This window comes from Pseudomonas sp. (assembly GCF_030698175.1).
GTDB lineage: Bacteria > Pseudomonadota > Gammaproteobacteria > Pseudomonadales > Pseudomonadaceae > Aquipseudomonas.
In genome coordinates this window covers 84947-110450 of the sequence record NZ_JAUYNT010000003.1, presented here as the reverse complement: position 1 = coordinate 110450, position 25504 = coordinate 84947, and the positions used below count along the sequence as shown (strand labels likewise).

Below are 25504 nucleotides of genomic sequence, written 5' to 3'. Positions count from 1 at the left end.
GTGCGGCGGCAAATGTCGGTCATGCTCAGCCCTCAGTGCGGCGGCGAATGTCGGTCATGCTCAGCCCTCAGCGCGGCGGCGAATATCGGTCATGATCAGCTCTCGGGGTATCGTCAAATAAGTGTATGCCAGCCTTGCGGGCTCGCCTAGTTACGCCAGTCGGCGCTGCTGGGCTGATCCAGATTGTTCTGCAGATAGTCGGCAAAAGCTTGGCGGGAGATGGCGTGCGCACCGAAGCTATGCAAATGCTCGGTGGGCATTTGGCAGTCAATTAACACAAAGCCCCAACGCTGGAGGTGGCTAACCAGGGTGACAAAGCCGACTTTAGAGGCGTTGTCGGCACGGCTAAACATCGACTCGCCAAAGAACAGTCGGCCCATGGCCAGGCCATAGAGGCCGCCGACTAGCTCATCGCCCAGCCACACCTCAACTGAGTGGGCAATGCCTTGTCGATGCAGTTCGAGGTAGGCCGTCTGCATGGGTGTGGTGATCCAGGTGCCGTCGGTGTAATCGCGCGGTGCTGCGCAGGCTTGAATTACTCGGTCAAACGCGCGATCAAAGGTGACGCTATAACGCTGTTGTCGCAGGCATTTACTCAGGCTGCGAGAGACATGCAACTGGCTGGGTAAAAGCACGGTGCGCGGGTCGGGTGACCACCAGAGAATCGGCTGGCCATCTTGAAACCAGGGGAAGCAGCCATGCCGATAGGCTTGCACCAGGCGTTCGGGGCTCAGGTCGCCACCGGCTGCGAGTAAACCATTGGGCTCGCGCAGGGCTTTGTCCAGGGAGGGGAATGCTAAAGAGTCGCGCTGTAGCCAGGTCAGCATACGTCAATTGCCGGTGAGGAGGAGGGTGGCGGGCGCAGGGCGCCCGCTGTGCTGCTTAGATGTCGAGAAATTTCTCGGCATCCAGCGCGGCCATGCAGCCGGCGCCTGCCGAGGTGATGGCTTGACGATAGACATGGTCGGCCACATCGCCAGCGGCAAATACGCCGGTGATGCTGGTGGCGGTGGCATTGCCTTCGCTGCCACCGCGCACTTTCAAATAACCGTTGTGCATCTCTAACTGGTCATTGAATAGCTCGGTGTTGGGCTTGTGACCGATGGCGATAAATACGCCGGTCAAGGCCAGTTCTTTGCTCTCACCGTTAAGGGTGTCTTTCAGGCGTACGCCGGTTACACCGCTGTTATCACCCAAGACTTCTTCGAGGCTGTGGTTCCAGTGCAGCGTTATGTTGCCGTTGGCGGCCTTGTCGAACAGTTTGTCTTGGAGGATTTTCTCCGAGCGCAACTTGTCGCGGCGATGAACCAAATGTACTTCTTTGGCGATGTTGGACAGATACAGTGCTTCTTCAACAGCGGTATTGCCGCCACCGATAACCGCAACCACCTGATTGCGATAGAAGAAACCGTCGCAGGTAGCGCAAGCCGATACGCCTTTGCCAGAAAATGCCTCTTCAGAAGGCAGGCCCAGGTACTGCGCCGAGGCGCCGGTGGCGATAATCAGCGCATCGCAGGTGTAGGTGGCGCTGTCGCCCTTGAGCACAAACGGCCGTTGCTGCAACTCTGCGGTGTGGATGTGGTCAAAAACAATCTCGGTATCGAAGCGCTCAGCGTGCTTTTGCATGCGCTCCATCAATGCCGGTCCGGTCAGGCCCTCAACGTCACCCGGCCAGTTGTCCACCTCGGTGGTGGTGGTGAGCTGACCACCGGCTTGCATGCCCGTAACCAGTAAAGGCTTCAGGTTGGCGCGGGCGGCATATACCGCAGCGCTATAACCGGCGGGGCCTGAACCCAGAATAAGCAGACGCGAATGCTTGACTTCACTCATAGAAACTCCTCATAAGCCTTTGTCACGAAACAGAATGCGTGCTCCAATTGAGCCGCTTACTAGGGTGGGTAATGGTACTGGCCGCTATGCTACACCCAAGCATGAGAGGCCGGCAAAATGCACTCTTATGCATATACGCTGGCATTCACCAGCCCGCCAAACCCGTACAATGACCACCTTTAGCCGCCAACCACTGGTTGCGGTCGCCTTAGGCGCAGGAAAATACGCGTTTTGAAGAACTCCACCTCGACCACCGCCCAATCATCCGCTTGGCGTCAGCAGTTGCATTACCGACTCAAAGAGGGCGCCTTGCTGGCGCTTGGCGCGCTCTGCCTGATTTTGTGGCTGGCGCTGCTGACTTATGACAAAAGTGACCCCAGTTCGAGCAATAGCAATCTGGCTCAAGTCCATAACGCCGCGGGCCTGGTAGGCGCCTGGTGCGCCGATTGGTTGTTTGTGGCGCTGGGTTACTTTGCTTACCTGTTCCCGTTGTTGCTGGCCTCCAAGGCCTGGCAGGTATTTCGTCAGCGCCATCAGCCATTCGACTGGAGTGGCTGGTTGTTTTCCTGGCGGATGATTGGACTGGTGTTTCTGGTGCTCTCGGGCTCGGCCTTGGCTGATATTCATTTTAATGCCGGTTACAGCTTGCCGGGCTCGGCGGGTGGCGCACTGGGGGAAAGTCTCGGTCAGTTAGCCGAGCGGGCGCTGGGCGTGCAGGGCAGCACGTTGATGTTCTTGGCGCTGTTCCTCTTTGGTTTGACGGTGTTCAGCGACCTGTCTTGGTTCAAGGTCATGGATGTCACCGGCAAGATCACCCTCGATCTAGTTGAGCTTATGCAAAGTCTGCTCAATCGTTGGTGGAATGCCCGGGTTGAGCGCAAGCAACTGGCACAGCAACTGCGCGATGTGGATGCCCAGGTCACTAATGTGACGGCACCGATGCTGAAAAATCCCCGTGAGCAAGCCAAGGTCAAAGCCTTGCTGCTGGAACGCGAAGAGGCCCTGACTCAGCATATGAGCGCCCGCGAGTCGCGGCCAGCGCCGGTGATTACGCCGCTGGCCGCGGCTAAGGCGCCGGAGCCAAGCAAGCGCGTGCTCAAGGAAAAGCAAGCGTCGCTATTTACCGATACGGCCATCGAAGGCAGCCTGCCGCCGATTTCCATCCTCGATGTGGCCGAGAAAAAACAGAAGAAATTCTCTCCCGAGTCGCTTGAAGCCATGTCGCGGCTGCTGGAAATCAAACTCAAGGAGTTTGGCGTCGAGGTGATTGTCGAGTCGGTACATCCGGGGCCGGTGATTACCCGCTTTGAGATTCAACCGGCGGCCGGGATCAAAGTCAGCCGCATTTCCGGTCTGGCCAAAGATTTGGCGCGTTCGCTGGCATTGATCAGTGTGCGGGTGGTTGAAGTGATTCCGGGTAAAACCACGGTTGGTATTGAGATTCCGAACGAAGACCGGCAGATCGTGCGCTTCTCCGAGGTGTTGTCGTCCCCCGAGTTTGACGATGCCAAATCACCGGTGACCCTGGCCCTGGGCCACGACATTGGTGGCCGGCCGGTGATTACCGACCTGGCCAAGATGCCGCACTTGCTGGTGGCTGGTACCACCGGTTCCGGTAAATCGGTCGGCGTTAACGCGATGATTCTGTCGATTTTGTTTAAGTCGACGCCCGAACATGCGCGCCTGATCATGATCGACCCGAAGATGCTTGAACTGTCGATTTACGAAGGCATTCCGCACCTGTTGTGTCCGGTGGTGACCGACATGAAAGAGGCCGCCAACGCCCTGCGCTGGTGTGTGGCCGAGATGGAGCGGCGTTACAAGCTGATGGCCGCCATGGGCGTGCGTAACCTGGCCGGCTTCAACCGCAAGGTCAAAGACGCCGAAGAGGCCGGTACACCGTTGAGCGACCCGTTGTATCGGCGCGAGAATATGCAAGACGAAGCGCCGCTGCTGAAGACCTTGCCGACCATCGTGGTGATAGTCGACGAATTTGCCGACATGATGATGGTGGTCGGTAAAAAAGTTGAAGAGCTGATTGCCCGTATTGCACAAAAAGCCCGTGCCGCCGGGATTCACTTGATCCTCGCCACCCAGCGCCCCTCGGTGGATGTGATCACCGGCTTGATCAAGGCCAACATTCCCACCCGTATGGCTTTTCAGGTTTCAAGCAAGATCGACTCGCGGACCATCCTCGATCAGGGCGGCGCCGAACAGTTACTCGGTCACGGCGACATGCTCTATCTGCCGCCGGGCACCGGTTTGCCGATTCGGGTGCATGGCGCCTTTGTCTCCGATGAAGAAGTGCATCGCGTGGTCGAGGCCTGGAAGTTGCGTGGCGCGCCGGATTACATCGAAGAAATTCTGGCTGGCGTCGAAGAGCCCGGTAGCGGCTTTGACAGCAGCAGCAGCGAAGGCGGCGAGGGCAGCGAAGAAGATCCGTTGTACGACGAGGCCGTGCGCTTCGTTACCGAAAGCCGCCGGGCGTCCATTTCGGCCGTGCAGCGCAAGCTGAAGATCGGCTACAACCGCGCCGCACGCATGGTGGAAGCCATGGAAATGGCCGGGGTGGTAACGTCCATGAGCACAAATGGCTCCCGTGAGGTCATAGCTCCGAGTCCGATCCGCGACTGAATTCAGGCTAACTAACCCAAAGAGGATGTTCATGGGCGCTTTACGCATGCTGTTACTGGCCGTTATGGCCTTTGCCGTTGTTCCTGCCCAGGCCGACGATGCCGTCGCTGTGGCCCGTTTAACCGCCTTGCTGAGCCAGGCGCAGACGTTGACGGCGCGCTTCTCGCAGTTAACCCTGGATGGCTCCGGTACCCAGCTGCAAGAAACCGCCGGTGAGTTATCGCTCAAGCGCCCGGGCTTGTTTCGCTGGCACACCGACGCGCCTGCCGAGCAGATGCTGGTCTCCAACGGTCAGAAAGTTTGGCTGTATGACCCGGATCTGAATCAGGTGACCATTCAGGTGCTGGATCAGCGCCTAACCCACACCCCTGCACTGCTGCTGTCGGGCGACGTGTCGAAGATCAGCGAAAACTTTACCGTGACCCACAAGGAAGGCGGCAGCGTGGTCGACTTCATCTTGAAGCCCAAGGCGAAAGACAGCCTGTTCGATAACCTGCGTCTGTCCTTTCGCAATGGCGTGATCAACGACATGCAGTTGGTCGATAGCGTTGGCCAGCGCACCAATATTTTGTTTCTCGGGGTGAAGATGAACGAGCCCCTGGACGCCAGCCAGTTCAGCTTTCAAGTGCCGGCCGGTGCCGACGTGATCGAGCAGTAAGGAGCTGCTAAGCACCATGGATCTATTTCGCTCCACCCCGATTGCTCAACCGCTGGCTGCACGACTGCGTGCAACCAGCCTGGATGAGTACGTCGGCCAGCAGCATTTACTGGCGCCGGGTAAGCCGCTGCGCGAGGCGTTGGAGCAGGGCGCGCTGCACTCGATGATTTTCTGGGGGCCGCCGGGAGTGGGCAAGACCACCTTGGCGCGCTTGCTGGCGCAGGTTTCAGAGGCGCATTTTGAGACGCTGTCGGCGGTGCTTTCCGGGGTCAAGGAAATCCGTCTGGCGGTCGAGGTGGCCAAGCAGCAGGCGGCGCAATACGGTCGGCGGACGATTTTGTTTGTCGATGAAGTGCACCGCTTCAACAAGTCGCAGCAAGATGCTTTTCTGCCCTATGTCGAAGATGGCACGCTGATCTTTATCGGTGCCACCACCGAAAATCCGTCTTTTGAATTAAACAACGCCTTGCTCTCGCGGGCCCGCGTCTATGTGCTGCAAAGCCTGGATGAGGCGGCCATGCGCAAGCTGGTCAGCCGCGCCCTGAATGAAGAAAAAGGCTTGGGCAAACAGCAACTGAGCTTGCCCGAAGCCAGCTTCAAGATGCTGCTGGCCGCCGCCGATGGCGACGGCCGACGCTTGCTTAATCTGCTGGAAAACGCCGCCGACCTGGCCGAAGACGGCGCCGCTATTACTGAGGATTTGCTGCTCAATCTGCTCGGTGATGGTCGTCGGCGTTTCGATAAAGGCGGCGAGGCCTTTTACGATCAAATCTCGGCGCTGCACAAGTCGGTGCGTGGTTCCAACGCCGACGGCGCGCTCTATTGGTTTGCGCGCATGCTCGATGGCGGCTGCGACCCGCTGTATATCGCTCGCCGCGTGGTGCGGATGGCCAGCGAGGACATCGGCAACGCCGACCCGCGGGCGTTAAGCCTGTGCCTGGCGGCTTGGGAGGTGCAAGAGCGCCTCGGCAGCCCGGAGGGCGAATTAGCCGTGGCCCAGGCCATCACCTATCTGGCCTGCGCGCCGAAAAGCAATGCGGTGTACCTGGGCTTTAAGGCCGCCATGGGCGCCGCCGCCGCCCATGGTTCGCTGGAAGTGCCGCTGCACCTGCGCAATGCGCCGACCAAATTGATGAAGGAGCTGGGCTATGGCGATGAGTATCGCTACGCCCATGACGAGCCCGAGGCCTATGCGGCCGGCGAAAGCTATTTGCCCGAGCAGTTGCCCGAGCAGAGTTTTTACCAGCCGGTGCCCCGTGGGCTGGAGCTGAAAATCGGCGAGAAGCTCAAGCATCTGGCGACGCTGGATCGACTCAGCCCCAGGCAAAGGAGCAAGCCATGATCAAGGTCGTCTTGGCTGTTGCCGTCGGCGGTGCCCTGGGTTCGGTATTGCGTTTTTTGACCAGCGCAGTGGTCGTCGCCCATTGGCCCCGTTACTACTATTTCGCCACCTTGGCGGTGAATCTGGTCGGCTGTTTTTTGATTGGGTTTTTGTCCGCCTACTTTCTCTTGCGCAGCGATTTACCCTTGGTGCTGCGTACCGGTTTGTTGGCGGGCGTGCTGGGTGGTTTGACCACTTTCTCCAGCTTCAGTCTGGAAGTGCTGCGTTTACTTGAGGCTGGCCAGTTCGGCGTGGCGCTCAGTTACCTGCTCGGTAGTGTGCTCGGCGGCCTGTGCGCGGCCTGGCTGGGAATGTCGTTGGCGCGCCTGTAAGCGATAAAACACTCGGATTGCCGGCCGAGAATCCGTAAACTGCATGGCTGCGCATTAAGTCGCGCCCCCTATTTTTGCCTTGTTTGAGACCCATTCCATGCTCGACTCCAAACTCATTCGCACGCAACTCCAGGAAACCGCCGAGCGTCTGGCTAGCCGTGGCTTTACCCTAGATGTGGTGCGCCTGGAAGCCCTTGAGGCGCAGCGTAAAAGCATTCAGACCCGCACCGAGCAGCTGCAGGCCGAGCGCAATGCCCGCTCCAAGGCCATCGGCCAGGCTAAGCAGCGCGGTGAAGACATCGCGCCGATGCTCGCCGAAGTCGACCGCATGGGCAGCGAGTTGGAGCAGGGTAAGGGCGAGTTGGACGTCATCCAAGTCGAGCTGGACAACATTTTGCTGAATATCCCCAACCTGCCCCATGAGTCGGTACCGCTGGGCGCCGATGAAGAGGCCAACGTTGAAGTGCGCCGCTGGGGCACGCCACGCCAGTTTGATTTCGAGATAAAAGATCACGTCGCCCTGGGTGAGCAATACGGCTGGCTCGACTTCGAAACCGCCGCCAAATTATCTGGCGCGCGCTTCTCGCTGATGCGTGGGCCGATCGCGCGCCTGCACCGGGCCTTGGCGCAGTTCATGCTCAACCTGCACACCAGTGAGCATGGTTACGAAGAGGTTTACACCCCTTATCTGGTGCAAGCCGGCGCGCTGCAGGGCACCGGTCAGTTGCCTAAATTTGAAGAAGACCTGTTCAAGATCGCCCGCGAAGATGAGGCCGATCTGTACCTGATCCCAACCGCCGAAGTATCGCTGACCAATATGGTTGCCGGGGCGATTCTGGATGCCAAGCAACTGCCGCTCAAATTTGTCGCCCATACCCCGTGCTTTCGCAGTGAGGCCGGTGCCTCCGGGCGCGACACTCGTGGCATGATCCGTCAGCATCAGTTCGACAAGGTCGAGATGGTGCAGATAGTCACCCCGGAAACCTCCCACGCCGCGCTGCAGGGCCTGACCGCCAACGCCGAAAAAGTCCTGCAGCTGCTGGAGCTTCCGTACCGCCTGTTGGCGCTGTGTACCGGCGACATGGGCTTTAGCGCCAACCAGACCTTCGATATTGAAGTCTGGGTGCCGAGCCAGGATAAATACCGCGAGATTTCTTCGTGCTCCAACTGTGGCGACTTCCAGGCCCGGCGCATGCAGGCCCGCTATCGCAACCCGGAAACCGGCAAGCCTGAGCTGGTGCATACCCTCAACGGCTCAGGTTTAGCGGTTGGCCGCACCCTGGTGGCGGTGCTGGAAAACTACCAGCAAGCGGATGGCTCGATTCGCGTGCCCGAGGTGCTTAAACCTTATATGGGTGGCATTGAAATCATCGGCTAACCACCGTTGCAGTAATGAATTAGGCTCTGTCCCAGTTACGTGTTGCACGCAGCTTTTGTAGGGTGGGTTAGTGGCGCAGAGCAGAGTCAGAGCATCAACTGCGAAATATGTGCGCCACGTAACCCACCAAGCGGTGATCGGCCGGTCCCATCTGGTGGGTTACGGCGCAACTGAATAAGCATCAGTCGATAGCCCGTGGTCATGCGCCTAACCCACCCTACGAATTACCGCGTCCTAGGCATAACCTAACCGGCCCACACGTTTCAATACATAACTGGTACACAGCCATAAATTACGGGGTGGCCAGAGCCGCCCGTTTTGTTTTAGCCGATCAAGAGAATACCCATGGATTTCCTGCCGCTGTTTCATAACCTCAAGGGTCGCCCGGTGTTGTTGGTTGGCGGTGGCGAAGTGGCGCTGCGCAAAGGCCGCTTGCTGGCTGATGCCGGCGCTGTCTTGCGGGTGGTTGCGCCGCAGGTGGATGCGCAGTTGCTTGAGCTGGCCACGACCAGCCTGGGACGAGTGGAACTGCGTGGCTACCAGGCGGCTGACCTCGATGGAGTTGGGCTGGTGATTGCCGCCACCGATGACGAGGCGCTGAATGCCCAGGTCTCGGTGCACGCCCAGGCGCGCGGCATTCCGGTCAATGTGGTGGATGCGCCTAAGCTCTGCAGCGTGATTTTCCCGGCTATAGTCGACCGCTCACCGCTGATAGTCGCCGTCACCAGTGGCGGAGATGCACCGGTGTTGGCGCGGCTGATTCGGGCCAAGATCGAGACCTGGATTCCGGCTACTTACGGGCAGTTGGCCGGACTGTCCAAGCGTTTTCGTGCCCAGGTTAAGGCCAAGTTTGCCGATGTGCAGCAGCGTCGGGTGTTTTGGGAAGAGGTCTTTCAAGGGCCGATCGCCGAAAGCGTGTTTGCCGGCAAACTCGGTGAAGGCGAGCGCTTGCTGGCAGAAAAAGTCTCCGGCGCCGCGCCAAAATCCTTAGGGGAGGTGTATTTGGTCGGTGCCGGCCCCGGTGATCCAGATCTGCTGACGTTTCGTGCGTTGCGTTTGATGCAGCAGGCGGATGTGGTGCTCTATGACCGTCTGGTGGCGCCGGAAATAGTCGAGCTGTGCCGCCGCGATGCCGAGCGGGTTTACGTCGGCAAACGCCGCGCCGAACATGCCTTGCCGCAAGAGCAGATCAATCAGCAGTTGGTGACCTTGGCCAAACAAGGAAAGCGGGTGCTGCGCCTCAAGGGTGGCGATCCGTTTATCTTCGGTCGCGGCGGTGAAGAGATCGAAGAGCTGGCCGCCCAGGGTATTCCGTTCCAGGTGGTCCCTGGCATTACTGCCGCCAGTGGTTGCGCCGCCTACGCCGGCATTCCGCTGACCCATCGTGATTACGCGCAGTCGGTGCGCTTTGTCACCGGTCACCTGCAAGATGGCAGCTGCAATTTGCCCTGGGCGGACTTGATCGCGCCGGGGCAGACCTTGGTGTTTTATATGGGTTTGACCGGCTTGCCGGTGATCTGTGAACAGCTGATCGCCCATGGCCGTGGCCCCGAGACGCCGGTGGCGCTGATTCAGCAAGGCACCACCCGTCACCAGCGGGTGTTTACCGGCACCCTGGGCAGTTTGCCTGGGTTATTGGTCGCCCAGGCCATACAGGCGCCAACCTTGGTGATTGTCGGAGAGGTGGTGCAGTTGCGCGAAAAACTGGCCTGGTTCGAAGGCGCGCAAAGCGCCGACTAAGACCGCCGCAGCTTGCCAGCGGCCCGCTCTAGGGGCGCTGGCAAGGCGCTGATTTAACCCAGGCGTTGCGCCCAGATCTGTTCGGCGCGGGCAAAGGCCGCCTCGCGGGGCTCACCCAGACCACGCAGGCCTAAGGCGATGGTCGCGATCACTGCCAGCCGGCCATAAGCGTCTTCGCTGCGGCCCTGCCAGACGGCGAGCAAATGTTGCGGCTCGAGCATCTCGGGTTTGACATGCCGTTGCGGCGATAGGGGTGGCCATTGCTCATCCCAATCCACTCCACCGGTGGTGCCATACAGGTGGCTGATGGCATCGGGGTTCATTTCAATCTCACCGCCTTCGCCCTTGATCACTATCGAGGTGTCCGCCAGTAACTGGCTGGCCTCGCGGTGGGTGACCTGGTAGCCCGGATGAAAAATACTCTGCAGTCCACACTGGGCCTTGAGTGGGTTGATAACCCGGGTCAGAGAGTGGATCGGTGAGCGCAGGCCGAGAATGTTGCGCAGGTCGATCATTCGCTGCAGCTGTGGCATCCAGTCTTCCAGCGAGATAAAGGCCAGCTGCTGCTCATCCAGGGTCTGCGCCACGCCGGCCCAGTCGTGGCACAGGGGGATTTCCAGCAGCTTAATCAGCTGCTCGCTGTACATCCGCCCGGCTGTATGGGCACCACCGCCATGCAGCAAAATGCGCACGCCACTGGCTGCCAGGGCTTTGACCGCCAGCAGGTACCAGGGTAGATGACGTTTCTTGCCGGCATAGCTCGGCCAGTCGAGGTCGAGGCGGATTTGCGGGGCGTTTAACCGAGCGCGCACCGCTTCGGCAAAACCGGCCATTTCCTCGGCGCTTTCTTCCTTGTGCCGCAACAGCATCAAAAACGCGCCGAGTTGGGTGTCTTCGACTTTGTCGTCGAGCAGCATGGCCATCGCCTCGCGGGCTTCCTCGCGGGTCAGGTCGCGGGCGCCGCGCTTGCCTTTACCGAGGATGCGCACGAAGTGGGCGAAGGGGTGTTCGGCCGGGGTTGTCAGATTCTTAGGTTCAGTGTTCATGGGCGCTTGTTACTCGAATGTTGCAGAAGGTTGATGCGCACCTAACTGTTTAGCGCGAATCAGCCGGTTCATAAACAGTTAGTTGGTTTTGGCAGGCCGGCGAGTTTGGCGGCGAGTTTGGCGGGGGTGCCTTTGAACAGGCGATTAAGCTGCAGGCTATTGCCTTTGTCGCTGCCCAGCTTAAGGGTTGCGTACTTGATTAACGGCCGGGTGGCGGGGGATAGCTGAAACTCACGGTAGAACTCGCGCAGCAACTGCAGGATTTCCCAGTGCTCGCTGCTCAGGACGATTTCTTCGTGTTGAGCGAGTTGTTCGGCAACCACCGGCGACCAGTCTTCCAGGTGCAGCAGAAAGCCGTCTTTATCGAGCGCTAACTCAGTGCTTAAGCTGGGCGACTGCTTCATAGCCAGCTATTGACCTTGGCGTAACGCAGGCACAGCTCGACAAAGGCCGGGTAATCCAGGCGCCGCACCCGTGCGGGTATATCGCGGATGGCCCGTGCCAGTAAGTCCTCATCAAGGGCAAACAAGGCGATGCCATCGGGCATTAACTCCAGCGCTTGGCGCTGCGCGGTGCCGGCTTGCAAGGCATAGACAGCGTCGCCGCTGAGCAAAATGCCGTCATGGATGCTCAGCAGGCGCAGGCAACTGCTCAAGCGGCTGTCGGTAAACGGCGAGTGAGACAGTAGATGCAATGTGTTCATAGAGTTATGACCAGGTCGTAACGCTGCAGCAGTGCCGACAGACCATGCTCATCGAGCAGTTCAACCGGCAGATTCAAGGCGCCGCTATCCACGCCGCGCTCAAACAGGCTGCGATTGCAGGCGTACAGCGCCTCGACGCCAAACATCGGCAAGGCTTGCAGGTTGGCGGTCAGGTCTTTTTGCTGCAGCTGGGCGGGTTGCTGGGCTTGGGTCAACTGCAACACGCCGTCGTCTAGAAACAGCATGGCCAACGGCAAGTCAAAAGCGCCGCCGGCCAAGGCGATATCCAGTGCTTCGCGCGCACCAGGCCCGCTCCAGGGCGCTTGCCGGCTGATTAACAGCAGCGATTTAGCCCTCTTATTGTCCATATTAATGGCCTCCGAAGCAGATCACGCGGTCAGCCAGTTGCATGGCCTCATGCAGTTGGCCAAGCCCGGACAGCTCCCAGTCGGGCGCCAGATTCGCCGCCGGGCGACTGTGACGCTCGGCCTCTTCACTGCTCAATACGCCACGGCGCAGGGCTGCGGCAATGCAAATAACTCCATCGAGCTGTTGCTCACGGACGAACTCGCGCCATTCCCCCGACAGGTCCAGCTCATCCTGAGGTGTCACCACGTTGTGCGAGCCGCTGTGCACGCCGTCCTGATAAAAAAACAGCCGGGTGATTTCATGCCCGCCGGCCAGCACGGCTTGGGCAAAACGCAAGGCGCGGCGTGCCGATGGGGCATGGGGCGGGGCGAACAGGGCAATGGCAAACTTCATGGCAAATCAACTAAGCAGGCCGCGTGAGAGGCCAATGATAATGCCTCGACAGATTTTTGCGGCAACAAAAAGCCCGCCGAAGCGGGCTTAACGTAAGCAGGATCGATTAATCGTTGCTGCTAACCACGCCGAGTATCTGCAGCAGGCTAACAAACAGGTTGTAGATCGAAATATACAAGCTGATGGTGGCCATGATGTAGTTGCGTTCGCCACCCTGAATAATGGCACTGGTTTGAAACAGAATGCAGGCCGAGGAGAACAGCACAAAACCTGCGCTAATCGCCAATTGCAGACCGCTAATCTCGAAGAAGAAGCTGGCCGCCACCGCAGCGAGCAAGACAAAGAAGCCGGCAGTAATAAAACCTGACAGGAAGCTCATGTCTCTACGGGTGGTCAGTACATAGGCCGACAAGCCGCAGAACACCAGCGCCGTCATGGCAAATGCCGAGCTGACTACTTCGCTGCCGTTGGGCATGTCCAGGTAGCGATTCAGCATCGGGCCGAGGCTGTAGCCCATAAAGCCGGTCAGTGCGAACGCTACCAGCAAGCCCCAAGGCGAGTTGCGCAGTTTTGCGGCGAGGAAGAACAGGCCGTAGAAGCCAACCAGCATGACCACAAAACCCAGCGGTTTGGCATTCATTTGCTGGGCGAAATAGGCCACCAGACCACTGAAGGCCAGTGTCATGGCCAGCAGGCCATAGGTGTTGCGCAGTACGCGGCTTACTTCCTGTTGCTCAACCTGGGCATGGTTGAGTACATAATCTTGCTCTTGCATGGCGTCACTCCTGGAAAGGTCAAAGGTTCCGTGACCGAGGTCAAGCTGGATCATAACAGACTGTTTGTCACTGCCAGCTCTGAGAGTTTGACACAGTGTTTCGTTCCGGTATTATGGCGGCCGCAACAAGTACGGAGGTGTGGCCGAGTGGTTTAAGGCAACAGTCTTGAAAACTGTCGACTGTAACAGGTCCATGAGTTCGAATCCCATCGCCTCCGCCATCTTTATAACGCAAAGCCCCAGAAATGGGGCTTTGTCGTTTCTGCGCCAAGCTGTTTTAGCGCGCTCATTCAGTGCCTTTAGGTTCTGTGCCGGGCGGCTAGATGCGTCAGGCTGACGTTGTGCAAGTTGTGCAAATAGAGGTGCTGCGCCGAGACGGATCGGTAAAGATCCGACCGGTTAACGTTTTGGCTAAATATCTGTGGTTGGGGATGGTCGCTGTGCCAGACGTGACGGCATGCTTGCGGCGCTTATACTTTGACCATGCCGATATTGCGGCGGCTGCGGACGATTGAATCTATGACCGGCACCGAGAATAAAATCCACTATGCCATTCACAGTGTGCCTGGACAGGTGCGCGCGCATAATGAAGACAGCATTCTCAGCTGCCCTGAATTGGGCTTGTGGGTGATTGCCGACGGTATGGGCGGTCACCAGCGCGGTGAAGTGGCCAGCGCCATTGCGGTTGCCGCTATCGCCGACAGTCTTCGCCAGCAGCCCAGCCTGGAAGTGGCGGTGCATGCGGCCAATCAGGCGATTATTCAGGCGGCAAAGCTTGATCCGGCTAGTAAAGGCATGGGCAGCACCGTGGTGGCGGTCAAGTTGAAGGGGGCCGAATATGAGCTGGCCTGGGTTGGCGACAGTCGCGCCTACATGCTGACGGGCAATGCCATTATCCCTCTGAGCAAAGACCATAGCTGGGTGCAGGTGATGATTGATCTTGGCCAATTAAGCGTCGCTCAGGCGCGCAATCATCCGCGTAAAAATGAGATTACCCAGTGCCTGGGTTACGAGTCCCTCGAGCTCGAGGTGGGCGTGTTGCATGGCGTGCTTAAAAAGGGCCAGCGCTTGCTGCTGTGCAGTGATGGCCTGCATGGTGAGTTAAGCGACCAGCGACTGTTAAAGCTGGGTGTGCGTGGCGAGCTGGAGGCAGCGGTGCTTGAATTGATCGGCGCCGCCAATGCCGCAGGCGGCAAAGATAATATTTCTTGCGCGCTGTTGATGAGTGAATTGGCTGCAGTACCGATAGTTGTTGCGCCCAAGGTTGGCTTGATTAAAAAGCTTCTAAGGCTCAAGGGTTAACATTAATTCAAGTTTTTAATCTGGTTGGCTATGAACGATAAGTTGATTGAAATCGCCGGTTACACCATCCATGGCCAGCTTGGCAAAGGCGGTATGGCCGAGGTGTACTTGGCAACCCAAAATTCGTTGCAGCGTAAAGTGGCAATTAAAGTATTGTGCAGTTCGGTGGAAGACGAGTTCAGTCAGCGCTTTATCAATGAAGGGCATATCGTCGCCTCTCTTCACCATACGGCTATTGTGACGATTTACGATATTGATAAGTTGGCCGATGGTCGCCACTATTTGGCGATGGAGTTTATTGCTGGTGGCGATCTGACTCAATACAAAGGGCAGATCTTAACTGCGCAGCAAGCGCTGAGCATTACTCGGCAAATTGCCGAAGGTTTGCAGGTGGTGCATCAACAGGGCTTGGTGCACCGCGATATAAAGCCGGCCAATATTCTCTTTCGCCAAGACGGCTCGGTGGTGATTACTGATTTTGGCGTCGCTAAAGATTTGGCTATCGATAATGAACTCACTCAATTTGGTGTGGCTGTCGGCAGCCCGGCCTATAGCAGCCCTGAGCAGGCGCAGTGTCAGCCGTTGGATCAGCGCACGGATATTTACAGCCTGGGTGTGTTGTTGCTGGAAATGCTCACCGGTACTAATGAGTTCCGCGGCCCCAGCTATACCCAGACAGTAATGAACCATGTGCAAATGCCGATTCCACAATTACCTGCCCATCTGGGTGCTTATCAAACCGTATTGGAGCGGATGCTGGCCAAAGACGTCAGTCTGCGTTTTGCCAGCTGCCGCGAGCTGCTGCAGAGTCTGGCCCTCTTGCAAGATGATGATCTCAGTGTGACGCGCTTCAGTGCAGCACTGAGCCCGCAGCAGCCGGCAACCAAGCGCAGTGCTGGGGTTAAAGCGCTGGCGTTGGTCTTGGGGGTGCTCTTGCTGGCCGGGCTTGGCTACGGTGGTTACCTGCTGAAGGTAAATATGCAAGTGGCCGATTACTTGGCAAAAGCGGAAGTTCGCCTAGGCGAAGATAAGTTGCTTACGCCGCCGGAGGATAATGCCGATTATTTTTTTGGCCAGGTGTTGTTGCTTGAGCCGGATAATCTTGCCGCCCAAGCGGGCTTGCAACGCGTTATAGCGGCGCGGGCTGCGGCCAATATCAAGTTGGCGCAACTGCGCATTGCCAGCCTGCAGTTGACCAGCCCGGCTGAAGATAATGCGCTGTTTTATTTTCAGCAGGCATTGGCACTGACTCCGGATAATCAGCAGGCCCTTAACGGTTTTCAGCAAATTGCCGAGCTGTATATCGAACAGGCTAATGCTGCCTATGCCAAGCGCGAGTTTGCTAAGGCTCTGGAGAGTATTCAGCTGGGTTTGCAGGCACAGCCAGAAAATCCTCAGCTGTTGAAAATGGCCAGCGGCCATGCGCGCTATGTCAAGCGTGCTACGCAACGCATAGCCCCGCGGGTTGCTGCGCGTACCGCAACCAGTCCGGCGCCAGCCAAGAGTCAAACGGCTAAACCTGTCGAAGATAGCTCTAATCCAGTTTCCCGGTTGTGGGATCATATATTAAGTAATGGCATGGATTGATAGACGCTGGGTTGGCTTCTGGTTGGCGCAGCGGTGTTGGTTTTTAATATTTTAATAGGGTGACAATCAGCCATGTTGAAACTGCAGTTCAAAGATTCGCGTCAAGCGCCAATGTGGCTGGCGGATGAGCGCATTACCCTCGGCCAAGACAATCGTAATAGTCTGGTGTTGCCGGATAATGGCGTTAGTTTGTTTCATGCCGAGATTCGCCGTGATGCCGGCCATTATTACCTGAGTGATTGTGCCAGCGAGGCCGGGACCTTTATCAATGGCGAGCGCATCAGCGGCCGTTATCAGATTCGCGCGGATGACAGCTTGCAGATTGGCCCGGTGGCGTTGCAGTTTATCGATCCGCTGAAAACATCGGCCAAGCCGGACAGCAGCAAAAAGTGGTTCCTGCAGGTGCTTCAAGGCGAAAACGAGGGCAAGAAGTACCCCTTGTCGGGCTCCATGACTTTTGGCCGTTCGGTTAAGTGCGAGTTGTGCTTTAACGATGCCGAGTTGTCACGCCGCCACTGCGAGTTCTTCCTTAAAGATGGCGTGCTGGAGGTTAAGGATCTCGGCTCGGCCAATGGCGTCTTGCTTAATCGCAGCAAAATAACTGCAGCCACCTTGCAGGCTGGCGATCAGATGCAAATGGGTGGGGTGGTTTTGTTGGTCATTGGGCCAAAGGTTGAGGTTGTGCAGGGGCACGATGAGGACGCCACCGTTTTTATGCCCATGGCGCAGGTCACGCGTATTGCGAAGGGCATTACCGCGACTGCCGCCACCGTAGCCGCAGGGCAAGATGTCAAACCGGCTGCGGCTAAGCCCACGTCGACCAAAGTGGCAGTTTTACTGCTGTCGCTACTGGTTGTGACCAGCTTTGCCGTTTGGCTGTTAGCGTTTTAGCTTAAGCGCCGTCGTTGGGCGTTTCGCTACTGGCGGTAGGTTTTGAGTTTGTTTCGGCGCTGCTGCGACGCAGCAATTGCACCAGCAGCGGGGCTATGGCGCTGCCCAGGCTCAGCCACTGGTTTAACGGCTTACGGCGGACCAAGACCAGAGCCAAAACCCCTAGCGCTGTTGCGCCCCAGATCGGCGCGCTGCCGCTGCCGAGTACTGAGCGCCATTGCTGACCCATGTTGCGTGCCGCTTGCAGCGGTTTGAGTGCCAGCAAGGTTTCATGTCGCAACTCTTGGCGGTGGAGTTCCAGGCGCATCTGAATCAGGGCTTTATGCAGCTCGAGTTTGGATGCGTTAGCGTAGGGTTCTGGCAGGCTCATGGCAGCAATTGCTCGCGGTCGCGCGCCAACTCGTTGAGTGTGGCGCTGAAAGGGTTGGCTGAGTTGTTTAAGCGTTTGCGCAGCTGCCATAGGCTCAACAGCAACAACAGGCTGTAGAGCAGGCACAGGCCGACAATGCTGTGCAGTCGATAGTCGTCCCAGAGGGCGATCAGTACTAGCGCCGACAAGCCGATCAGCAATAGCCATGTGCACAGTAGCGCCAATGCGGCCAGTGCCAAGGTCTGCAGGCTGCGGGCTTTTTGCTCTTGCAGCTCTAGGCCCAATAACTCGACATGGCTGTGCAGCAGTCCGAGCGCGGCGGCGCCGAAGCGCGAGAGCGACGGCGTGGTCGGCGGGTTGCCCGTGTTGGTGTTGCTCATGCTTAACGCCGTCCCAGTAGTAACCCGATAAATAAGCCGATGCCGGCGGCAATCCCAACGGCTTGCCAGGGGTTGCTCTGCACGTAGGCTTCGCCGGCTTGGCGGGCGGCGCTGCTCTGCTCGCGCACCACCGCCTCGCCCGCGCCTAAGATGTCGCGAGCGCGTTGCAGGTTGCGTTGGATTTGCTCGCGCAGTTCATCGGCCTGCTCACCGGCCAGGCTCGCAGCATGCTGCAGGAGTTTCTCTGCGTCATTGATGAGCGCCTGAAACTCTGCCTGCAGTTCACTCTGTTGAGTTTTTGCACTGGTTTGTGGCATTTGCTATCTCCTTGATGATTTCTAACGAGTCGGTGAGTCGTGTTGCGGCGTTTTTGTCTATAGCTGGTACAGGTTTTGCTTTGTGATGGTGCGCACGGCTGCGATAGCGCTCTTTATTTGGGCGTTGCGACTGATGGAGATGGTCTGCTTAATCACTATCAACTTCATGATAACTATAGGAAAAGCACTTTGTTTCAGGTTTTCCGCTCCAGGTCGTTACGCTAAAACCTGCGGCTGAAGGGCACTTCCTTGATGCGATAGAGCATCATTGTGGTGCGCCAGCAAAAAGCCTGTACCAATTTGGTGCTTTTTCTCTGACTGCAAGGGCTATTACTCCCATGGATAACCTGCAAAGCGCTGTGGACAACTTGGTTCATGGCTCCAATACGCTGTTTATTTTGCTTGGCGCAGTCATGGTTTTGGCCATGCATGCCGGTTTTGCCTTTCTTGAAGTGGGCACAGTACGGCATAAAAATCAGGTCAATGCGTTGTCGAAGATCATCTCCGACTTCGCTGTATCGACCTTAGCGTATTTTTTCGTCGGTTACTGGGTGGCTTACGGCGTAACCTTTTTGGCGCCGGTCGCGACCCTGACGGCCGATCACGGCTACGGGCTGGTGAAGTTCTTCTTCTTGCTGACTTTTGCGGCGGCGATTCCGGCGATCATCTCCGGTGGCATCGCCGAGCGGGCCAAGTTTGGTCCGCAACTGTGCGCCACGGTATTGATTGTGGCCTTCATCTATCCGTTCTTCGAGGGCATGATCTGGAACGGCAACTACGGCCTGCAGGCCTGGTTATTGGCGCAGTTTGGCGCCAGCTTCCATGACTTTGCCGGCTCCGTGGTGGTGCATGCGGTCGGTGGTTGGTTGGCGCTGGCGGCGGTGTTGCTGTTGGGGGCGCGCAATGGCCGTTACCGCGATGGCCGTTTGGTGGCGTTTGCGCCCTCGAATATTCCGTTTCTGGCCCTGGGTTCATGGATTCTGATCGTCGGCTGGTTTGGCTTTAACGTCATGAGCGCGCAAACCTTGGCTGCGGTGAGTGGTTTGGTGGCGATCAACTCATTGATGGCGATGGTCGGTGGCACGGTTGCGGCCTTGATTGTTGGGCGCAATGACCCAGGCTTTTTGCATAACGGCCCATTGGCAGGCTTGGTGGCGATCTGCGCGGGCTCCGACTTGATGCATCCGGTGGGCGCCCTGATTACCGGGCTGATAGCGGGCGGCATGTTTGTCTTTGCCTTTACCGCAACCCAGGTGAAATGGAAGATCGACGATGTGCTCGGGGTGTGGCCGTTGCATGGTTTGTGCGGCGTCTGGGGCGGGATTGCTTGCGGTATTTTTGGCCAAGAGGCGCTGGGTGGTTTGGGTGGCGTTAGCCTGATCAGCCAGCTGATTGGCACCGGTCTGGGTGTTTGCGTAGCCTTTTTTGGCGGCCTGGCGGTCTATGGTTTGCTCAAGTGGAGCATCGGCATTCGCCTGACCCAGGAAGAGGAATATTACGGCGCCGACCTGTCGGTACATAAGATCGGCGCAACCAGTCACGACTGATTTAGCCGCAATAAAAAGCCCGCGTTCACAGCGTCTGTGAGCGCGGGCTTTTTATTACCTGCGAGTTACCAGAGCGCTACGGTGTAGCTGAGGATCAGGCGGTTTTCATCCAGGTCCTCGGTGGTTTTTGCCAGGTTGGAGCGGTAGGTGGCGTTGCGCCATTTAACCCCTAAGCCCTTCAGTGCGCCGTCTTGCAGCACGTAGGCGAGGTCGGTGTCGCGCTCCCATTCCTTGCCCTCGGCTTGCGCGCCGCGATCAATGTTGTCGCCGGTGACATAGCGAGTCATCAGGGTCAGGCCGGGGATGCCGTAGCTGGCGAAGTTGAGGTCGTAGCGGGCTTGCCAGGAGCGCTCTTCGCTGGAGGCGAAGTTGCCGATCTGTACATAGTTGACCAGGTACGGGTCGCTGTCGGTGATGTACGGGAAGGCGTTGTCGCCATTCATGCGCTGATAGCCCAGGCCAAACGAGTGAGCGCCCAAGCCGTAAGTGAGCATGCCGTTGAGCGCGCGGTTATCGATCTTGCCGGCGTACTGGTTGCCGCTGTCTGAGCTGTCGAAATAGCGCAGGTCGGCTTTTAGTGTTTGGCCTTCACCCAGCGGCTGCAGATACACCAAACCGGCAAAGTTTTGTTGGTAGATGTTTTCCAGTTGGGCGTAGTAGTAACTGGCCGTGACATTTTTGCTTAGGGCGTAGTCCGCGCCGGCGAATTGGAAGTTATCGCTGCCGCGCGCACTGGAACCATTGAGGGTCATGTCCTCTCGGTCGCTGGAGGCACGTTGCTTGACCTGCCCGAACATGCCGGCGTTGAGGCTGAGTTTGTCGATCTCGAGCACGTTTAAGCTGCCGCCTTCGAAAGTTTGCGGCAGCAGACGTGAGTCATTGGCTTGCAGTACCGGGTTTTTCGGTTGCAAGGTGCCCACTTTCAACACGCTTTTGGATACCTTGAATTTGCCGGTCGCGCCGAGAGCGCCGTAACTCGACTGCGCCTCAGCGGTTTCTTTGTCCAGTTGCAGCAAGCCCGTGCCCGATTGCCCGCGGCCTGAGTCCAGGCGCACGCCAACCAAGCCCAAAGCATCGATGCCAACCCCGATTGTGCCTTCGGTGTAGCCGGACTCTGCGCGCAGCAGGAAACCTTGCGCCCACTCCTCGGCATGACTTTTGTACTCGGTCGGGTTTTTGCCGCTGACTTTTGGCAGCGGCGAATCTTGGCGGAAATCGCGATTCATATAGAAGTTGCGCAGTTCGAGGCTGGCTTTGCTGTCTTTAACAAAATCGGCGTGGACAAGGCTGGGCAGGGCCAGGCAACCACCCAAACTGGCAAGGGTGATGGCGCGGGAGGTTGTCATTTTTGTTATCTCCAAGTTAAGTCGGCTGAACGGGCGTTGTATGAACGTTTCGTTACGGCGGCCAACTTAAACCAGGAGTTGTGTGCCAGCCTTTAGACCTTAGTCGGCAGGCTGGTTGAGGCGCTTAGGGGCTTAAGCGAAGCGTTCTTGCAGGTACTTGATGATGACTTTGGAGTCATACAGCCAGGTGCTTTGGCCGTTTTCGTCGATGCGCAGGCACGGCACTTTGATCGCGCCGCCCTGGTCTTGCAGCGCTTTCCGCGCGAGCGGATCGTGCATGGCGTCATGCAGCTTGATCGGCAGGTTGAGCTGACGAATGCGGCGGCGGGTGCGCACGCAAAACGGGCAGGCGCGAAACTGATACAGCGACAGCCCAGCGGCGGCTTGCACAACCAGCGCCTGCGCCTCAGCGGTGCGCTGCATTGGCCGTGGGCGGGTGATGAAGTCGATAAAAATGATCAGTTGGCCGAGACCAATTCGTAAGGCTTTGAGCAGCACGGGCAGCATCCTGGATGGGTAAAAAGTGGCCGGAAGCTTACCTGAAGCTGACGCCTATGGCTTGCCTGCGCGCTCGTTTGGGGGTGTCTGGCGCTGCTGGTGGACAAGCGGCGGACAACAAAAAACCGGCCGCAGCCGGTTTTTGCAGAGCCTATGCTCTAGCGGATCAGACTAAGAAACTCGCTGCGGGTGGCGGCGTTGTCGCGAAACTCGCCGAGCATCACCGAGGTGACCATTGAGGAATTCTGCTTCTCGACGCCGCGCATCATCATGCACATGTGCTGCGCCTCAATCACTACGGCCACCCCGAGGGCGCCGGTCACCTGCTGGATGGCCTCGGCGATTTGGCGGCTGAGGTTTTCCTGGATCTGCAGGCGGCGGGCATACATGTCGACGATCCGTGCGACCTTCGACAAGCCCAACACCTTGCCGCTGGGGATGTAGGCCACATGCGCCTTGCCGATAAAAGGCAACAGATGGTGTTCGCAGAGTGAATACAGCTCGATATTTTTGACCAGTACCATCTCGCTGTTGTCGGAGCCGAACAGGGCGCCGTTAACCAGTTCGTCGAGGCTTTGCTGGTAGCCACGGCAAAGGTACTGCATGGCTTTGGCGGCGCGTTTAGGCGTGTCGAGCAGGCCTTCGCGGGTCGCGTCTTCGCCAAGTTGGGTCAAAATCGAGCTGTAGTTTTGTTCCAGAGACATGGTCTTTCCAGTAGGTAGTGCAGACGCGCAGGGTAGGCGGCGGTGCGGCGGCTGGCAACCCGTTCGGTGGGTTTTAACCGACGAGCGTGCGGGGGATTAATCCTGTATGTGGGTAAACAAGGCTTAGGTCAGTTGCCTGCTGTTGTCTTTGCTGGTGTGTGAACTGCCAAGGAGTGGCCTGCTTTACTCGTCGCGGCCCTCCAGCATGGTGCGTTTGAGCATGGCATAGAGCGCGCCGCTGCCGCCGTGTTTGGCGACGCAGGAGGTGAAGCCGAGCACTTGCGCATGTTGGCGCAGCCAGGTGTTGACGTGGCTCTTGATCAGCGGTCGTTTGCCATCCAGGCGTGCGGCCTTGCCATGGGTGATGCGCACGCAGCGAATCTCGAACTTGGCGGCTTCGGCCAGGAAGGCCCAGAGGGTTTCGCGGGCTTTTTCGACGCTCATGCCGTGCAGGTCGAGGCTGCCTTCAAAGGCAATCTGCCCGGCTTTGAGTTTGCGCATCTGGCCTTCTTGCACGCCATCCCGGGCCCAGTAGAGCTCTTCTTCGGCGGTTACGTCGATCACGAATAAGTCCGACAAACCGTCGATGGTGATGTTTTCAATCCGCACTGTGGCGGCTTGCCTGCGCTTGGCCAGTTGCTGGCGATCAGCTTTGGTTTTGCCGGTGTCGGCGCGATCATGGTTGATCGGCTTAACGCCCTGGGTCGCAGATTTGAATAGGTTCAGGTCATCGTCTTGCATAGGGCCTCCGCCAAGGCCGGCTAGTTTACCAGCAGGCGGAGCCAATTCGGCGCGGCGACAGGCACTGTTGAGGTGACGCGCTAGCTGAAAGCCCAATCCGGCGTATCAGTCCGGTTTTTTTAGCAGATGGCGCGCCAGGCTCAGGCCGTGTTGGTGCTGGTGTTGGCGGGCGCGGCAACGGCGGCGCGCCCAAATACCGAGCCAAAACAAGCTGACGCCGACGCCTAGCAGGGCGAATGCGACGCCATGGCTCAGTTGCGCCAGGCTGGCGGGTTGCCCGAGCAGGCTGGCGATGCCGGTCATGGTCAGCAGCACGGCAATGCCGCAGAGGCTGGTGGCCAGCCCTATTGCCAGTCGCCAGCGCCAGGGAACCTGCGTACGTGAGCGTAGCCGGCGGGGATCAAAACCTTTGTCGCGCTTCATGGGCTGTTCCTGAGCTTTAACAGGAGTGTGAGTGGCTGAGGCGCAGATGGTTCAAGTCTTGGCGCCGCTTAAGCCGGCGTGGGTGATTTATGCAGCGCTTGCCATGGCGCTTATATCCGGCTGCTCAGCGTGTCGTTGGTGCTCGCCAGCGTGGCGTTATTGCGCCCGGCAGCCTGTCGAACTTAGGCGTCCGTAGCGAGGGGAAGACCGGCTGAGGCAGTTTTTGTGCTCTTTTGAGGCGAATAGTCGCTCTCTTTAACGAAAAAGAGCGCAAAAAATGACCAAGAGCGGCTTTCCCGCAGTAGGACTGACCTAAGTCCGACAGGCTGCTAGAATTGCCTCCCGTTTTGGAGGACTTTGCCGTGACCGACTCTCGCCTGCGTACCCTGCGTGACCACATTCGTTGGGCCGTCAGCCGTTTTCATGATGCCGATTTGTTTTTCGGCCATGGCACCGACAATGCTTGGGACGAGGCGCGGCAACTGGTGCTGGGTGCTTTGCATCTGCCGTGGGAGATCGCCGACAGTTACCTGGATTGCCGTTTGGAGGCCAATGAGCAGGCGCATCTGCACGAGTTGTTGCGCCGCCGTATCGAAGACCGCGTGCCGACGGCTTATCTGCTTGGCGAGGCGTGGTTCTGCGGCATGCCTTTTGTGGTGGATGAGCGGGTGTTGATTCCCCGCTCACCGATTGGCGAGTTGATTGGCCAGCAATTTGAGCCTTGGCTGGCCCATAGTCCGCAACGGATTCTCGACCTGTGCACCGGCTCTGGCTGCATCGGCATCGCCTGCGCCTTTAGTTTTCCGGATGCGGAAGTGGTGCTGGCCGATTTGTCCTTTGAGGCGCTGGATGTGGCCAATGAAAATATCCAGCAGCACGGCCTGGAAGAGCGCGTCTATTCGGTGCAAAGCGACGGTTTTAATAGTATGCCCAAGCAGCGCTTTGATTTGATCGTCTCGAACCCGCCCTATGTGGACGCCGAAGACGTTGACGACATGCCCGCCGAATACCAGCACGAACCAGCGCTGGGCCTGGCCTGCGGTGAAGATGGCCTGGACCTGGTGCGGCGGATTTTGGCCCAGGCGGCCGATCATTTGACCGAGCGCGGCACCTTGATCGTTGAGGTGGGCAATAGCCAGGTGCATGTGCGCGAACTCTATCCCGAGGTGGATTTCACCTGGCTGGAGTTTGAGCAGGGCGGCCATGGGGTGTTCTTGCTGGCCGCCGCGCAATGTCGCGAGCATCAGGCGCTGTTTGCATCGCGTCTGCTTTAACGCGGGCTTAACTCACGATCATCCACAGCAGCAGGGCGGCTTGAAACAGGCAGAACACCACCAGGCTGCTGATGGTGAAGCGCAAGGCGCCCTCGTCGCGCAGATTGCTGGCCAGTTGCTGGTCTTTTTGGCGCAGCTTGATGCTTTGCTCAGCCAGGGTCTGGTCGGCTTGCTGGAGCATTTTGCCGGCGTCCAGCAGGCTCACTTGCTGAATTTTTTCGCGATTCCACTCGCCCTGCAAGGTACTGACTAAGGCGGCACTGTAGCTGCCTTTCACTGGCGTCAGGGCATCGTGAGTGACGGTGAAACCGAGCGCTTCCAGCAGATGGTCGCGGTGCTTGCGCAGGTTTTCATCGAAGCTGTCTTTGGCGGCAAACTCGCCGCCTAGCACTTGGTAATGACCGCAACGTTGCTGTGCCCAGAGAATTCCTTGGGCGACTAAAAAGCGGCCAAGTCCGCGATTGCCCGGCTCCACTTGCAGCCCACTGGCTGGGCCGAACTCCAGGGTGCGCAGGCCATGGTCGAGCCAGATTTCCAGCACATTTTGTTCGCGGTGCAGCAGCTGCGCCGGTAATTGCACGCTCAGGCGCAGTACGCTCAAGCTTGGGCTGTGCCGCTCGCAGCGGGTCAGCTCGGCAAAACGCAGCGGCCGCGCGCCAGTGCCGCGCTCGGTGGCCAATGGCGCCAGACGCAGTAACTGCCGCTGCCTGGCCGGCAGCTCGGCCCATTGCCGCTTGAGCTCAAGTATCTGCTCGGCATGGCTGGGTGGTTCGGCGGTTTCAGGCATGGCGACTCCGCAGCGGGTCTGCATTGGCACTTGGTTCGATTAGCAGGTTATAGCGGCATATTACCCTGCGGTCACGGCCGGGCGTGCCGTGGGCGGCT

The 25504-nt window shown here is 58.3% G+C and carries 28 protein-coding genes and 1 tRNA gene; 12 read left to right on the top strand and 17 right to left on the bottom strand.

All coding sequences use genetic code 11. The features are described 5' to 3' along the window. Nucleotides 1-146 precede the first annotated feature (146 nt). Together aat and trxB are read right to left on the bottom strand one after the other, a co-directional pair. Nucleotides 147-827 (bottom strand): leucyl/phenylalanyl-tRNA--protein transferase, encoded by a 681-nt coding sequence (gene aat / locus Q8R10_RS01600; RefSeq protein ID WP_305650405.1) that lies wholly within the window; start codon nucleotides 825-827, stop codon nucleotides 147-149. 55 nt (nucleotides 828-882) lie between these two features. Next, nucleotides 883-1830 carry a thioredoxin-disulfide reductase gene (trxB, locus tag Q8R10_RS01595; protein ID WP_305650403.1) on the bottom strand — a complete coding sequence of 316 codons (948 nt, stop codon included), beginning with the start codon at nucleotides 1828-1830 and terminating at the stop codon, nucleotides 883-885. 231 nt (nucleotides 1831-2061) lie between these two features. On the opposite strand from trxB, the gene ftsK reads away from it, so the two are divergent. The 6 genes from ftsK to cysG all read left to right on the top strand — a co-directional run bounded on the left by ftsK (nucleotide 2062) and on the right by cysG (nucleotide 9953). Next, a complete protein-coding gene (ftsK, locus tag Q8R10_RS01590) occupies nucleotides 2062-4464 on the top strand; it encodes a DNA translocase FtsK (RefSeq protein ID WP_305650401.1) in 2403 nt (800 codons plus the stop codon). Nucleotides 4465-4495: 31 nt separating this feature from the next. Then, nucleotides 4496-5122: an outer membrane lipoprotein chaperone LolA gene (gene lolA, locus Q8R10_RS01585; RefSeq protein WP_305650399.1), complete on the top strand. Its 627-nt coding sequence runs from the start codon at nucleotides 4496-4498 to the stop codon at nucleotides 5120-5122. Between the two features lie 16 nt (nucleotides 5123-5138). Next, complete coding sequence (locus Q8R10_RS01580; protein ID WP_305650397.1) at nucleotides 5139-6464, top strand: replication-associated recombination protein A; 1326 nt, start codon at nucleotides 5139-5141, stop codon at nucleotides 6462-6464. Further along, nucleotides 6461-6835 carry a fluoride efflux transporter CrcB gene (gene crcB / locus Q8R10_RS01575; protein WP_305650396.1) on the top strand — a complete coding sequence of 125 codons (375 nt, stop codon included), beginning with the start codon at nucleotides 6461-6463 and terminating at the stop codon, nucleotides 6833-6835. Before Q8R10_RS01580 ends, crcB begins: the two co-directional genes overlap by 4 nt. 97 nt (nucleotides 6836-6932) lie before the next feature. Beyond that, nucleotides 6933-8213, top strand: coding sequence for a serine--tRNA ligase (serS, locus tag Q8R10_RS01570; protein WP_305650395.1), 1281 nt, complete (start codon nucleotides 6933-6935; stop codon nucleotides 8211-8213). 345 nt (nucleotides 8214-8558) lie between these two features. Then, nucleotides 8559-9953, top strand: coding sequence for a siroheme synthase CysG (cysG, locus tag Q8R10_RS01565; RefSeq protein WP_305650393.1), 1395 nt, complete (start codon nucleotides 8559-8561; stop codon nucleotides 9951-9953). A gap of 53 nt (nucleotides 9954-10006) precedes the next feature. Here the strand turns inward: cysG and Q8R10_RS01560 are convergent, their stop codons facing one another. From Q8R10_RS01560 to Q8R10_RS01535, 6 genes are all read right to left on the bottom strand, one after another. Beyond that, nucleotides 10007-10999 carry a glycosyl transferase family protein gene (locus Q8R10_RS01560; protein ID WP_305650391.1) on the bottom strand — a complete coding sequence of 331 codons (993 nt, stop codon included), beginning with the start codon at nucleotides 10997-10999 and terminating at the stop codon, nucleotides 10007-10009. 68 nt (nucleotides 11000-11067) lie between these two features. Continuing rightward, complete coding sequence (locus Q8R10_RS01555) at nucleotides 11068-11403, bottom strand: TusE/DsrC/DsvC family sulfur relay protein (protein ID WP_305650389.1); 336 nt, start codon at nucleotides 11401-11403, stop codon at nucleotides 11068-11070. Next, the gene (gene tusB, locus Q8R10_RS01550) at nucleotides 11400-11702 is read right to left on the bottom strand and encodes a sulfurtransferase complex subunit TusB (RefSeq protein WP_305650387.1); all 303 of its coding nucleotides are present in this window, start codon (nucleotides 11700-11702) and stop codon (nucleotides 11400-11402) included. The genes Q8R10_RS01555 and tusB overlap by 4 nt, the downstream gene beginning before the upstream one ends. Further along, nucleotides 11699-12070 carry a sulfurtransferase complex subunit TusC gene (tusC, locus tag Q8R10_RS01545; protein WP_305650385.1) on the bottom strand — a complete coding sequence of 124 codons (372 nt, stop codon included), beginning with the start codon at nucleotides 12068-12070 and terminating at the stop codon, nucleotides 11699-11701. Before tusC ends, tusB begins: the two co-directional genes overlap by 4 nt. 1 nt (nucleotide 12071) lies before the next feature. Further along, nucleotides 12072-12464, bottom strand: a complete 393-nt coding sequence (gene tusD, locus Q8R10_RS01540) for a sulfurtransferase complex subunit TusD (RefSeq protein ID WP_305650383.1) — start codon at nucleotides 12462-12464, stop codon at nucleotides 12072-12074. Between the two features lie 106 nt (nucleotides 12465-12570). Continuing rightward, entirely contained in the window at nucleotides 12571-13239 is a 669-nt protein-coding gene (locus tag Q8R10_RS01535) for a Bax inhibitor-1/YccA family protein (protein WP_305650382.1), read from the bottom strand. A 133-nt stretch (nucleotides 13240-13372) separates the two neighbouring features. Between Q8R10_RS01535 and Q8R10_RS01530 the strand changes: the two genes are divergently transcribed. From Q8R10_RS01530 to Q8R10_RS01515, 4 genes are all read left to right on the top strand, one after another. Continuing rightward, nucleotides 13373-13460, top strand: a tRNA-Ser gene (locus Q8R10_RS01530). Nucleotides 13461-13758: 298 nt separating this feature from the next. Next, nucleotides 13759-14541: a PP2C family serine/threonine-protein phosphatase gene (locus Q8R10_RS01525; RefSeq protein WP_305650381.1), complete on the top strand. Its 783-nt coding sequence runs from the start codon at nucleotides 13759-13761 to the stop codon at nucleotides 14539-14541. 30 nt (nucleotides 14542-14571) lie between these two features. Next, the gene (locus tag Q8R10_RS01520) at nucleotides 14572-16128 is read left to right on the top strand and encodes a serine/threonine-protein kinase (protein ID WP_305650379.1); all 1557 of its coding nucleotides are present in this window, start codon (nucleotides 14572-14574) and stop codon (nucleotides 16126-16128) included. A 72-nt stretch (nucleotides 16129-16200) separates the two neighbouring features. Then, nucleotides 16201-17019 (top strand): FHA domain-containing protein, encoded by an 819-nt coding sequence (locus Q8R10_RS01515; protein WP_305650377.1) that lies wholly within the window; start codon nucleotides 16201-16203, stop codon nucleotides 17017-17019. 1 nt (nucleotide 17020) lies between these two features. On the opposite strand, the gene Q8R10_RS01510 is transcribed toward Q8R10_RS01515, so the two are convergent. Genes Q8R10_RS01510 through Q8R10_RS01500 form a run of 3 tightly spaced genes read right to left on the bottom strand, consistent with a single transcriptional unit; the run spans nucleotide 17021 to nucleotide 18086 of the window. Continuing rightward, nucleotides 17021-17389, bottom strand: a complete 369-nt coding sequence (locus tag Q8R10_RS01510) for a hypothetical protein (protein ID WP_305650375.1) — start codon at nucleotides 17387-17389, stop codon at nucleotides 17021-17023. Next, on the bottom strand, nucleotides 17386-17769 hold the full coding sequence (locus tag Q8R10_RS01505; RefSeq protein ID WP_305650373.1) for a phage holin family protein: 384 nt from the start codon (nucleotides 17767-17769) through the stop codon (nucleotides 17386-17388). The genes Q8R10_RS01510 and Q8R10_RS01505 overlap by 4 nt, the downstream gene beginning before the upstream one ends. 2 nt (nucleotides 17770-17771) lie before the next feature. Continuing rightward, entirely contained in the window at nucleotides 17772-18086 is a 315-nt protein-coding gene (locus Q8R10_RS01500) for a YqjD family protein (RefSeq protein ID WP_305650371.1), read from the bottom strand. A 338-nt stretch (nucleotides 18087-18424) separates the two neighbouring features. On the opposite strand from Q8R10_RS01500, the gene Q8R10_RS01495 reads away from it, so the two are divergent. After that, the gene (locus Q8R10_RS01495) at nucleotides 18425-19633 is read left to right on the top strand and encodes an ammonium transporter (protein WP_305650370.1); all 1209 of its coding nucleotides are present in this window, start codon (nucleotides 18425-18427) and stop codon (nucleotides 19631-19633) included. A gap of 65 nt (nucleotides 19634-19698) precedes the next feature. Here Q8R10_RS01495 and Q8R10_RS01490 read toward each other — a convergent pair whose 3' ends face one another. The 5 genes from Q8R10_RS01490 to Q8R10_RS01470 all read right to left on the bottom strand — a co-directional run bounded on the left by Q8R10_RS01490 (nucleotide 19699) and on the right by Q8R10_RS01470 (nucleotide 23345). Next, a complete protein-coding gene (locus Q8R10_RS01490; protein ID WP_371133279.1) occupies nucleotides 19699-20988 on the bottom strand; it encodes an OprD family porin in 1290 nt (429 codons plus the stop codon). Nucleotides 20989-21111: 123 nt separating this feature from the next. Then, nucleotides 21112-21477 (bottom strand): glutathione S-transferase N-terminal domain-containing protein, encoded by a 366-nt coding sequence (locus tag Q8R10_RS01485; RefSeq protein WP_305650366.1) that lies wholly within the window; start codon nucleotides 21475-21477, stop codon nucleotides 21112-21114. A gap of 158 nt (nucleotides 21478-21635) precedes the next feature. Then, the gene (folE, locus tag Q8R10_RS01480; protein WP_305650364.1) at nucleotides 21636-22181 is read right to left on the bottom strand and encodes a GTP cyclohydrolase I FolE; all 546 of its coding nucleotides are present in this window, start codon (nucleotides 22179-22181) and stop codon (nucleotides 21636-21638) included. Between the two features lie 183 nt (nucleotides 22182-22364). Beyond that, on the bottom strand, nucleotides 22365-22922 hold the full coding sequence (locus Q8R10_RS01475) for a Smr/MutS family protein (RefSeq protein ID WP_305650362.1): 558 nt from the start codon (nucleotides 22920-22922) through the stop codon (nucleotides 22365-22367). A gap of 105 nt (nucleotides 22923-23027) precedes the next feature. Next, nucleotides 23028-23345 carry a hypothetical protein gene (locus tag Q8R10_RS01470; protein WP_305650360.1) on the bottom strand — a complete coding sequence of 106 codons (318 nt, stop codon included), beginning with the start codon at nucleotides 23343-23345 and terminating at the stop codon, nucleotides 23028-23030. Between the two features lie 362 nt (nucleotides 23346-23707). Between Q8R10_RS01470 and prmB the strand changes: the two genes are divergently transcribed. Continuing rightward, nucleotides 23708-24619 (top strand): 50S ribosomal protein L3 N(5)-glutamine methyltransferase, encoded by a 912-nt coding sequence (gene prmB, locus Q8R10_RS01465; protein ID WP_305650358.1) that lies wholly within the window; start codon nucleotides 23708-23710, stop codon nucleotides 24617-24619. Between the two features lie 7 nt (nucleotides 24620-24626). Here the strand turns inward: prmB and Q8R10_RS01460 are convergent, their stop codons facing one another. Continuing rightward, nucleotides 24627-25406, bottom strand: coding sequence for a hypothetical protein (locus Q8R10_RS01460; RefSeq protein WP_305650356.1), 780 nt, complete (start codon nucleotides 25404-25406; stop codon nucleotides 24627-24629). Nucleotides 25407-25504 lie beyond the last annotated feature (98 nt).